11 protein-coding genes are annotated in these 8885 nt (G+C 74.5%); 3 read left to right on the forward strand and 8 right to left on the reverse strand.

Annotation, left to right across the window (positions count from 1 at the left end; translation table 11 throughout):
* Both ABZW14_RS13480 and ABZW14_RS13485 read right to left on the reverse strand, forming a co-directional pair.
* On the reverse strand, positions 1-771 hold the full coding sequence (locus tag ABZW14_RS13480; RefSeq protein WP_355344711.1) for an ABC transporter permease: 771 nt from the start codon (positions 769-771) through the stop codon (positions 1-3).
* Positions 768-1739 (reverse strand): ABC transporter ATP-binding protein, encoded by a 972-nt coding sequence (locus ABZW14_RS13485; protein ID WP_355344714.1) that lies wholly within the window; start codon positions 1737-1739, stop codon positions 768-770. The genes ABZW14_RS13480 and ABZW14_RS13485 overlap by 4 nt, the downstream gene beginning before the upstream one ends.
* A gap of 164 nt (positions 1740-1903) precedes the next feature.
* Between ABZW14_RS13485 and shbA the strand changes: the two genes are divergently transcribed.
* Positions 1904-2482 carry an RNA polymerase sigma factor ShbA gene (shbA, locus tag ABZW14_RS13490; protein WP_355344717.1) on the forward strand — a complete coding sequence of 193 codons (579 nt, stop codon included), beginning with the start codon at positions 1904-1906 and terminating at the stop codon, positions 2480-2482.
* On the forward strand, positions 2479-3321 hold the full coding sequence (locus ABZW14_RS13495; protein ID WP_355344720.1) for an anti-sigma-D factor RsdA: 843 nt from the start codon (positions 2479-2481) through the stop codon (positions 3319-3321). Before shbA ends, ABZW14_RS13495 begins: the two co-directional genes overlap by 4 nt.
* A gap of 152 nt (positions 3322-3473) precedes the next feature.
* Here ABZW14_RS13495 and ABZW14_RS13500 read toward each other — a convergent pair whose 3' ends face one another.
* From ABZW14_RS13500 to ABZW14_RS13520, 5 genes are all read right to left on the reverse strand, one after another.
* Positions 3474-4547, reverse strand: coding sequence for a hypothetical protein (locus tag ABZW14_RS13500; RefSeq protein WP_355344723.1), 1074 nt, complete (start codon positions 4545-4547; stop codon positions 3474-3476).
* Complete coding sequence (locus tag ABZW14_RS13505) at positions 4544-4891, reverse strand: PadR family transcriptional regulator (protein ID WP_355344726.1); 348 nt, start codon at positions 4889-4891, stop codon at positions 4544-4546. Before ABZW14_RS13505 ends, ABZW14_RS13500 begins: the two co-directional genes overlap by 4 nt.
* Positions 4892-4934: 43 nt before the next feature.
* Complete coding sequence (locus tag ABZW14_RS13510; protein ID WP_355344729.1) at positions 4935-5876, reverse strand: SPFH domain-containing protein; 942 nt, start codon at positions 5874-5876, stop codon at positions 4935-4937.
* 169 nt (positions 5877-6045) lie between these two features.
* A complete protein-coding gene (locus tag ABZW14_RS13515; protein ID WP_355344732.1) occupies positions 6046-6471 on the reverse strand; it encodes a hypothetical protein in 426 nt (141 codons plus the stop codon).
* Positions 6472-6482: 11 nt separating this feature from the next.
* Positions 6483-6665 carry a hypothetical protein gene (locus ABZW14_RS13520; RefSeq protein ID WP_355344735.1) on the reverse strand — a complete coding sequence of 61 codons (183 nt, stop codon included), beginning with the start codon at positions 6663-6665 and terminating at the stop codon, positions 6483-6485.
* A 91-nt stretch (positions 6666-6756) separates the two neighbouring features.
* Here ABZW14_RS13520 and ABZW14_RS13525 point away from each other — a divergent pair, with 91 nt between their 5' ends.
* Positions 6757-7053 carry a hypothetical protein gene (locus ABZW14_RS13525; RefSeq protein WP_355344738.1) on the forward strand — a complete coding sequence of 99 codons (297 nt, stop codon included), beginning with the start codon at positions 6757-6759 and terminating at the stop codon, positions 7051-7053.
* A gap of 18 nt (positions 7054-7071) precedes the next feature.
* On the opposite strand, the gene ABZW14_RS13530 is transcribed toward ABZW14_RS13525, so the two are convergent.
* Positions 7072-8856 (reverse strand): hypothetical protein, encoded by a 1785-nt coding sequence (locus tag ABZW14_RS13530; protein WP_355344741.1) that lies wholly within the window; start codon positions 8854-8856, stop codon positions 7072-7074.
* Positions 8857-8885: the final 29 nt, after the last annotated feature.

An 8885-nucleotide genomic window follows, 5' to 3' on the forward strand; every position in this document is an offset into this window, starting at 1 on the left:
TCAGCTCCCCTTCTGCGGGACGACCTGGAAGTACACGGCCGTGACCACGAAGTTCAGCGCGAACAGCAGCATGAAGGTGATCACCACGCTGCGGTTGACCGCGTCACCGACGCCCTTCGGCCCGCCCTTCGCGGTCATCCCCTGATGGCTGGCGACCAGCGCGGCGGCGGCGCCGAACAACAGCGCCTTCACCTCGCCGACCAGCAGGTCGGGCAGTTGCCCGAGGGCCTGGAAGCTGGCCAGGTAGGCCCCGGGCGTGCCGCCCTGGAGCACCACGTTGAACGCGTAGCCGCCGGTCACCCCGACGACGCTGACCAGGCCGTTGAGCAGCACCGCGACCAGCATCGAGGCGAGCACCCGGGGTACCACGAGGCGGTGGATCGGGTCGATGCCGAGCACCTGCATGGCGTCCAGCTCCTCGCGGATCTTGCGGGAGCCGAGGTCGGCGCAGATGGCCGAGCCACCGGCGCCGGCGATGATCAGCGCGGTGACGATGGGGCCGGCCTCGCGGACCACGGCGAGCACCGAGGCCGCGCCCGTGAACGACTGCGCGCCGAGCTGGCGGACCAGCGAGCCGAGCTGGAGCGCGATCACCGCGCCGAACGGGATGGAGACCAGGGCGGCGGGCAGGATGGACACCGAGCTGATGAACCACGCCTGCTGCACGAACTCGCGGACCTGCACCGGCCGGCGGCCCAGCCCGCGGAGGGTGTCCAGGCAGAACGCGAAGAACTCGCCGGTGTTCCGCACGGCGGCGACGGGCGCGCTCATACGGCCACCTCCTCGCTCGGGTCGGCCGCCCAGCGGCCCTCGAACGACCCGGGTGGCGGGGTGACGCCGTGCTCGCGGCACCACTGGCCCGGTGGGCGCTCGGCCGCGCGCGGCCGGCCGTCCGACGGGGGCAGTTGCAGCGGGATCGGCGGCAGCGGCGGGAGTTCCGCGCCGGACTGGGCCTCGGCCGCGAGTTCCTCGGCGTCCTTCTCCTCGGCCATGCCGATCGGGCCGATCCGCTGGGCGTTGAGGAACTGCCGGACCACCGGCTCCGTGCTGGACAGCAGCATCTCCCGCGGCCCGAACATGGCCAGGTGCCCGTGGTAGATGAGGCCGATGTTGTCCGGCACGGTCCGGGCGGTGTTGATGTCGTGGGTGACGATCAGGAAGGTCGCCCCGGTGCGCTGGTTGAGGTCGACGATGAGCTGGTTCAGGTAGGCGGTGCGCACCGGGTCCAACCCGGAGTCCGGCTCGTCGAAGAGGATGATCTGCGGGTCGAGGACCAGCGCCCGGGCCAGCCCGGCCCGCTTGCGCATCCCGCCGGAGATCTCGCCGGGCAGCTTGTGCTCGGCCCCGACCAGGCCGACCATCTCCAGCTTCTCGGTGACCACGGCCCGGATCTCCGACTCGGACCGGCGCGTGTGCTCGCGCAGCGGGAACGCCACGTTGTCGTAGATGGTCATCGAGCCGAACAGGGCGCCGTCCTGGAACAGCACGCCGAACAGCTTGCGCACCTCGTACAGCTCGCGCTCGGAGAGCTTCGGCAGGTCCCGGCCCTCGATGACGACGGAGCCCCGGTCCGGCTTCAGCAGGCCGACCAGGGTCTTGAGGAACACCGACTTGCCCGTGCCGGAGGGTCCCAACAGGACGGAGATCTCCCCGGCGGGCAGGGTCAGGGTGAGGTCCGACCAGACCGGGTGCCCGCCGAAGGACTTGGTCAGTCCGCGTACCGCGACCTCGACGCCCATCGTTCCCCTCCCTTCGTGTCTCACTGGGACATCGGGCGGGGCCGGACGGACGCAACAACTACTTTCCGTGACCCTTCGAGGACGACCGGCGAGCTATGCAAAACCCCGGAGGTGTCGATAACGTGCCGGAAACCGGCCGGCGATGAGGATGTTCCACGAACGCCATGACGACAGTGATCGAGTCCGAGCTCGTCCGCCGGGCCGCCGCGGGCGACCCGGCGGCGGTCGAGGAGTTGCTCGTCGGCGTACGCCCGGGGCTGGTCCGCTACTGCCGGGCCCGGCTGGGCCGGGTGGGTGGGGCGTACACCACCGCCGACGACGTGGCCCAGGAGGTCTGCGTGGCCGTGCTGCGCGCCCTCCCCCGCTACCGCGAGCAGGGCGCCCCGTTCGCCGCGTTCGTCTACGGCATCGCCGCGCACAAGGTGGCCGACGCCCAGCGCTCCGCCGTCCGCGACGCCGCGGTCACGCCCACCGACACTCCGGTCGACCGGCCGGACGCCGCGCCCGGCCCCGAACAGCAGGCCATGGCGAGCGACCTGGCCCGGCGGCTCTCCGCCCTGCTCGACCGGCTCCCCGACGTGCAGCGGGAGATCATCCTGCTGCGGGTCGCGGCGGGGCTGTCCGCGGATGAGGTCGGCGGCATCGTCGGCATGTCGGCGGCCGCGGTCCGGATGGCCCAGTCCCGCGCCCTGGCCCGGCTCCGTACGCTGGCCGGGGGCTCTCTGGACGAGGTGGCGGCATGACCGGGCGGACGTCGGGCGACGGCGACGAGGCGATGGACCTGGGGACCATCGCCCGCGACGACGCGCTGCTCGACGCGCTCGGCCGTGGCGAGGCCGTGCCCGCGGACGACGCGCTCGCCGGGCTGCTCGCCGCCTGGCGCTCCGAGCTCGCCGAGGAGCCGGCGACCGCGGTACGCCCCGGCGCACCCGCCCCCGCCGACGAGCCGTCCCCGCGACGGGTGATCCGCCGTCCCCGCCCCTGGACGCTGCGGCTGGCGGCCGCCGCCGTGGCGCTGCTGGCCCTGGTCTCCGGCCTCGGCATCGGCAGCCGCGACGCCGGACCGGGCAGCCCGCTCTTCTCGCTGACCCGGCTGCTGCACCCCCAGCAGGCCGAGGTGCGTGGCATCGAGGACACCATCGACCGGGCCCGCACGGCCCTGGACGCCGGCCGGCTCGACGACGCCGACGTGCTGGTCGCGCAGGGCCGGCGGGATCTCGCCCGGGTCGAGGACCCGGCGGACGTCACCCGCCTGGGCGCCGCGCTCGACGTCCTGGCCCGCGACCTGGCCGCGGCCCGGGCGGTGACCGCGCCGCCGAGCACCGCGCCGGCCGCCACCACCGCCGCCCCGGCCACCCCCGCGCCCACCGCCGTGCCGAGCCCCACCACCAGGGGTACGCCCCGGCCCGGCCCCGCCACCTCGGGCGGTGCGCCGAGGCCCGGGTCGAGCGGTTCGCCGGCCCCGGCGGACAGCCCGCTGCTGCCGCTGCCCAAGCCGCCGCTCCCGCTGCCCTCGGTGTCGATCTCCGGGCTGCCGCTGCCCGAACTGCCACTGCCTACCGGCGGCGGCCTGCTCGACTGAGCGCCGCTACGGCCGGACGACGCCAACGCCGGCGGCCCCCGGTTGGTGATCACTCTGCCGAAGCCCGCCGCGACGGTCGCCGCGACGGAGCAGGCGGCCGGGCGGGCGGGCGCCGGTGGCCCCGGCGCAAGCCCGGGGCCACCGGCGGCGGCTCAGCCGGCGGGGTGTTCCCGGTCGGCGGCCCGGCCCAGCGCGACCATCCGCAGCGTCTCCTCGCGCCGGCGCACCAGCAGCACCCCGGCCAGGAAGGTCACCGGCGGCACGAGCACCAGGATGAGCCACTGGGCCGGCACCAGCGGGATGGCGTGCCCCATGTGCACGGTGGACACCGCCCACCCGGCCAGCGTGGTGTCGATGACGAGGGCCAGCGCGACGACCGGCGCCAGCAGGACGGCGATCCGCCGGCGTACCGGGGCGGCGAGCGTGGCCACGGCGACCACGACGGCAAGCGCCGCCGCGCCGAGCCCGGCCACGTAGAGCCAGATCACCAGCTCGCTGCGGGCCTCCAGTCCGTAGAAACTCTGGTAGGTCGTCGAGGTGTCCGTCGCGTCGAACAGCGGGCTGGTGACCCGGTTCAGCTCCAGCAGGGCGAGCGCCGCGACCGGGCCGGCCACCAGAGTGGCAACCCGCCGTGGCCGCAGCACCGCGAGCGCCCGGCGCGGCGGCGCCGGCAGGGTCAGCGCGGCGGCGGCCACCACGGCGAGGGCGGCCTGCGGAAGGGTGTCCACGACGTATCCGGGTTGGTCGGCGACGCCCGGCCCGACCAGCACCGCCCAGCCCGCCACCCCGGCCCAGGCCAGGCCCGCGGCCACCCGGGGCAACCCGGCCAGCGCGGTGACCGCCACCGCCGCCCAGCCGGCCACGCGCAGCCAGTCGACCGGGTCGGCAGCGGGAGGTCGGAACGGCGGCAGAGACGGGTCGACCAGAAGCTGGTCGAGCAGGTGCCGCCCGGCCGCGACGCAGAGCACCAGCGCCACCAGGACGCCGGTGACGGCGGCCGCGTCGGCCCAGGCCGGCTCGGTGAACCCCCGTGCGCCCACGCGCAGCCGGGCCCGCAGGCCGGCACCGACCAGGTCGACCGTGTCCCGCAGTCCGGGCCGGGTCTGCCCCGGCCGCGCGCCGGCCAGGAGGACGGCCACCATCTCCTCCTCGTACACCCGGCGGTGTTCCCAGGGATGGACGGCGAGCAGCCGGCGGTATCGGCGCTCCAGCTCGGCGGCGCTCACGCCACCCCTCCCCCGGGCAGCAGGCCGGCGGCGCGCAGCCGGCGGCCGGCCGTGTCGGCGTGGCGGCGCAGGCGGGCCACCTCGTCGGCGAGCCGGGTCGCGCCCAGCGCGGTGAGCCGGTAGTAGCGGCGCAGCCGGGACTGCACCACCTCCTCACGGTCGACCTCGATGAGGCCGTCGGCGCGCAGCCGGTCGAGGACGGCGTAGAGGGTGCCGGCGCGCAGCCGGACCCGGCCGTCGGAGATGCGCAGCACGTCCTCGATGACCGCGTAGCCGTGACGTGGTGTCTCGGCCAGCGCGGTGAGGATCAGGAACGTCGGTTCCCGTAGGGGGCTGTCGGTCACGCGGACGAGCATATACCGGCTATCGGTATATGCACGCCACCCGTCACTCGGCCGGTCGCCGTCCGTCCCCGTCGGCCGCCGCCGCCGCGACGTTCTCGGTGACCGGCCCGAGCACCGGCCCGACGGGCGTGGCCTGCTCCGTCGGGCCCCGGCCGGCCTGCCCGGCCTGCTCCGTCAGGCCTGGCGCGGCCTGCCCGGTCGGCACGGCCGGCGGGCGTCCGCCGCCGGCCAGCCGGTCGAAGAAGCTCAGCAGCTCCACCGGAAACGGCATGACCAGCGTGCTGTTCTTCTCGGCCGCCACGTCCACCACCGTCTGGAGCAGCCGGAGCTGGTAGGCCCCCGGCGTGTTGGCCATCGCCCGGGAGGCGTCGGCGAGCCGGCGGGACGCCTGGAACTCGCCGTCCGCCGCGATGACCCGCGCCCGGCGTTCCCGCTCCGCCTCGGCCTGCCGGGACATCGACCGCTTCATCCCCTCGGGCAGCGACACGTCCTTGACCTCCACCCGCTCGATGAGCAGGCCCCACGGCTTCTCGGTGGGCGCGTCGATGACCGACTTGAGCTCGGCGTTGATCCGGTCCCGGTCGCGCAGCAGGGTGTCCAGGTCGGCCTTGCCGATCACCGACCGCAGCGCGGTCTGCGCGACCTGGAGCACCGCCGACGGGTAGTCGCGGACGTTGACCAGCACCTTCACGGGGTCGACCACCCGGTAGTAGACGACCGCGTCGACGGTGAGCGTCACGTTGTCCCGGGTGATCACGCCCTGTGCGGGCACCCCGATCACCGTGGTCTGCATGCTCACCCGCACCATCCGGTCGGCGACCGGGATGATCAGCTGGAAGCCGGGCTGCCGGATGCGCTCCAGCACCCGGCCGAAGCGGAAGACGACGCCGCGCTGGTACTGCTGCACGAGCCGGATGCTCAGCGAGGCCACCAGCACCACGAGCACGACGACGATGACCAGCGCGACGACGGCGGCGGCTGCCATGGTCCCCCTCGATCCCGGAGGCGCCCGCCTCCCGGCCGCGCGCGTACCCACTCCCCCGCACTTCACGCCTTGGTGCCCACGCGCACCGGCCGTTCGCCGATCTTGGCGAGCTACCGTCACCAGCGAACGGAAACTCGCCAAGATCCGAGGTCTAGCCAGCGGGCCGGGGTCAGCGGGCGGGGTTGCGCACGTAGGACCGGTCGCGGAATTCGAAGACGACGAGGTCGGTGTCGTACACCTCGCGGAAGTGGCCGCCGTACCCGTCGTCGACGACGTGCGGCGCGAGGAGGTCGAGGATGGTAACCAGTTCGCCCAGGTCGTCGTCGAGCCAGTAGTTGCGGCTGTGCAGACCCCACCGGTATACGTCGCCGGCCGCCGTGAAGCCGACCCGCTGCCGCCGCAGTGACGCCACGTCGCCGCCGGGCAGGTAGCTGTCCGGGTCCGGTGACAGCAGCGGGTACGGGTGCTCGCCCGGGTCCAGCCCGGCGGGCCGCTCGTCGCGCAGCCCGAGATGCCATTGAAGCACGTCGAGCACCTCGGGCGGCGCCTCGTCGTTCAGGAAACAGCTGAAGACGACCTCGTAGTGCAGGCTCACGTGCGCCCTGGTCAGTCCTGCGCCGGGCGATGCTCGGCGATCCACCGCTCCACGTCTCGCTTGCGCCAGACCTTGCCCATCTGGAGAACGGCGACCGGGTCGGGGAATCCCTTGGCGTTCGTGATGACGTTGACGCGCTGGCGGCTGATGCCGCCGAGCATGTCCCGAATCTCCGCCGCGCCGACGAGGTCCATGACATTGACAGTAGACAGCGGCGTGTGTTATGCGTCCGTCAACGTCATAAGACGTTGACAGATGACTACAGCGACGGGAAGCATGAGGGACATGCCCCGGTTAGACGACTCATCCGGCGTCCATGCCCTCCCCGCCCTGCTCGTGCACCAGGCCATCCGTCCGTTCTGGCACTGCCGACGAGGCTGCGGGACCTGGCCGTGCCCGACGGCGAGGCTCGCCCTGCGGGCGAGCTACGACGGCGATCCGGTGGGACTGGCCGTACACATGGCCGGCTGCCTGTTCGACGCCGCGGGCGACCTGTACCGCCTCAACCCGGACGACATGCCCGGTGCCGATGCCTTGTATGTGCGATTCGTGGGCTGGACGAGGCGACGGCTGGTCGAGTGAGCCCTCGTCGCGTCGGGTTCAGAGGCGGCGGGCGGCCGGGATGCCGCGGGGTGGGCGCTCGCGCAGCAGCCAGAGCGGGTTGCTCGCGCCGACGATCTCGCCGTCGCGCCCCCGCACCTGGGTGCGCAGGTAGGTGCCCGCATCGGGGGACACCCGCAGGTCGTGCCAGCCCTGGCGGAGTTGCCGCCACGGGACCTGTCCGATCCTGATCGCCGGGGTCGGGTCCGCTACGCCGGCGCGGTCCACCGCGCCGGTGACCACCTCCAGGGTCGCGCCGGCCGGCAGGTCGGTGGCGCGCACCCGCACGGTCACCTCGGCGGCGCCGGTGGTGACCACGGCGCCCATCGCGCTGCGGCCGCCGAGCTCCAGGTCGAGGGCTCCCCGGTAGCGGGCCAGGTCGGTGAACCACGCCTGCCCGGCACGCAGCGCCGCCACCAGGTCGTCGCGGCCGGTGGACGCCGCCCAGACGTACGTGACGTGCCGGTCCCGCCCCGTCCGCCAGTCGGTGCCGTCGTGGTCGTCGGTCACCCCGACGGCGGTCAGCGGGATCGCGTTGCGGGCCGCCACGTCGTACGCCCAGAGGTGGTCGTCGACCGGGTTGCGACCGATCTCGATCAGGTCAGCGCCGAGCGCGTGCCGCCCCACGAGGAGGCGGGCGAGGGACTCGCGCCGTTCCACGTCGAGCGGGTGGTTCCAGCAGACCACCCCGCCGTGGCCGTGCAGGAACTCCACCATCCGCTCGGTCGCCCCGGCGTCGTTGTCCCGGTACGGCGGCGACGGGAAGGTCGGCAGCGTCTGGTCGCCGCCGAACCAGTTGAGGTGCCGGACCATCGACACCTCGTAGGCGCGATGGTGGGTGACTCCGGGATACTTTCCGGCGTAGCCGCGCAGCACCTCGGCGCGCAGTTCCTCGCCGGCCTGCCCGGCACGCCGCGCGCGGTCGAAGACCAGCCGGTCCACCACGTACGCGCCGCGTGCGCCGGCCGCGACCTGCACTCCGAGGCGCAGCCCGCGCAGCGAGTTGTCCCCGGCGACCAGGTCGGGCCAGAGCCGGCGCACGTCGGCGAGCAGGTCGAGGGTGTGCCGCCGCCAGGCGCCGGCCGGTGCGGGCAGGTCGACCGTCCCGTGCCGGCCGTCGGCGCGGTGCCGCGGCGCCGGCGCCGCCCCGAGGCGGTAGCGGAGGACGAGCTGTCCGGCGGGGCGGCCGGCGCCGGCCGGGTGGTGGGACAGCGCGATCTCGACGATCAGCACGGCGTCCGGGCCGGCGGCCTCGGGCAGGACGTCGAGGTGCAGGGTGGTGTCGGAGATGTTCCCGGTGTGCGTCCAGTTCCAGGCCTTGCCGGCGTACCAGAGGGTGCCGGCGCCCTCGGCGGTGAGCCGCAGCGCGCGGCCGGGGTCGTCGGCGGCACGCGGCGTGGGCACGAAGTCGGCGGCGGAGGCGGTGAGCCGACCGTCGGTGGAGGCCGTCCAGGTCCAGGCGAGCCCGCCCTCGGGCTCCTCGGGCCCGTCGAAATGGACGGTCCGGCGGTGGTCGTGGGCGGCGACGCGGAAGTCGTGGTCGGTCCACCAGAGCACGTCGACGGCGTTGCGGCGGGCCTGGTCGAGGTGGGCGGCGTAGCTGGCGACGCCCTCGCTGAACGAGGCGTGCAGGTGCATGGCCATGCTGATCGGCCGCCGTCCGCGGGCGACCGGCGGCGGGTCGCCGGTGGCGGCCAGGCCGACCGGCACGCCGATCCCGGCGACCGCGAGGCCACCGGCGGCGGCGAGCAGGCTCCGCCGGTCCAGCCGCGCCCGCTCGCCCATGCCGCTCCCCCGCTCCCGTGCCGGCCCGG

Origin of the sequence: Micromonospora sp. NPDC004551, assembly GCF_040609975.1 — a bacterium.
GTDB lineage: Bacteria > Actinomycetota > Actinomycetes > Mycobacteriales > Micromonosporaceae > Micromonospora.

Coding starts and splice junctions, on each gene's coding strand:
- ABZW14_RS13480 (WP_355344711.1), bottom strand. CDS start 771: ATGAGCGCGCCCGTCGCCGCCGTGCGGAACACCGGCGAGTTCTTCGCG.
- ABZW14_RS13485 (WP_355344714.1), bottom strand. CDS start 1,739: ATGGGCGTCGAGGTCGCGGTACGCGGACTGACCAAGTCCTTCGGCGGG.
- shbA (WP_355344717.1), top strand. CDS start 1,904: ATGACGACAGTGATCGAGTCCGAGCTCGTCCGCCGGGCCGCCGCGGGC.
- ABZW14_RS13495 (WP_355344720.1), top strand. CDS start 2,479: ATGACCGGGCGGACGTCGGGCGACGGCGACGAGGCGATGGACCTGGGG.
- ABZW14_RS13510 (WP_355344729.1), bottom strand. CDS start 5,876: ATGGCAGCCGCCGCCGTCGTCGCGCTGGTCATCGTCGTCGTGCTCGTG.
- ABZW14_RS13520 (WP_355344735.1), bottom strand. CDS start 6,665: ATGGACCTCGTCGGCGCGGCGGAGATTCGGGACATGCTCGGCGGCATC.
- ABZW14_RS13525 (WP_355344738.1), top strand. CDS start 6,757: ATGCCCCGGTTAGACGACTCATCCGGCGTCCATGCCCTCCCCGCCCTG.
- ABZW14_RS13530 (WP_355344741.1), bottom strand. CDS start 8,856: ATGGGCGAGCGGGCGCGGCTGGACCGGCGGAGCCTGCTCGCCGCCGCC.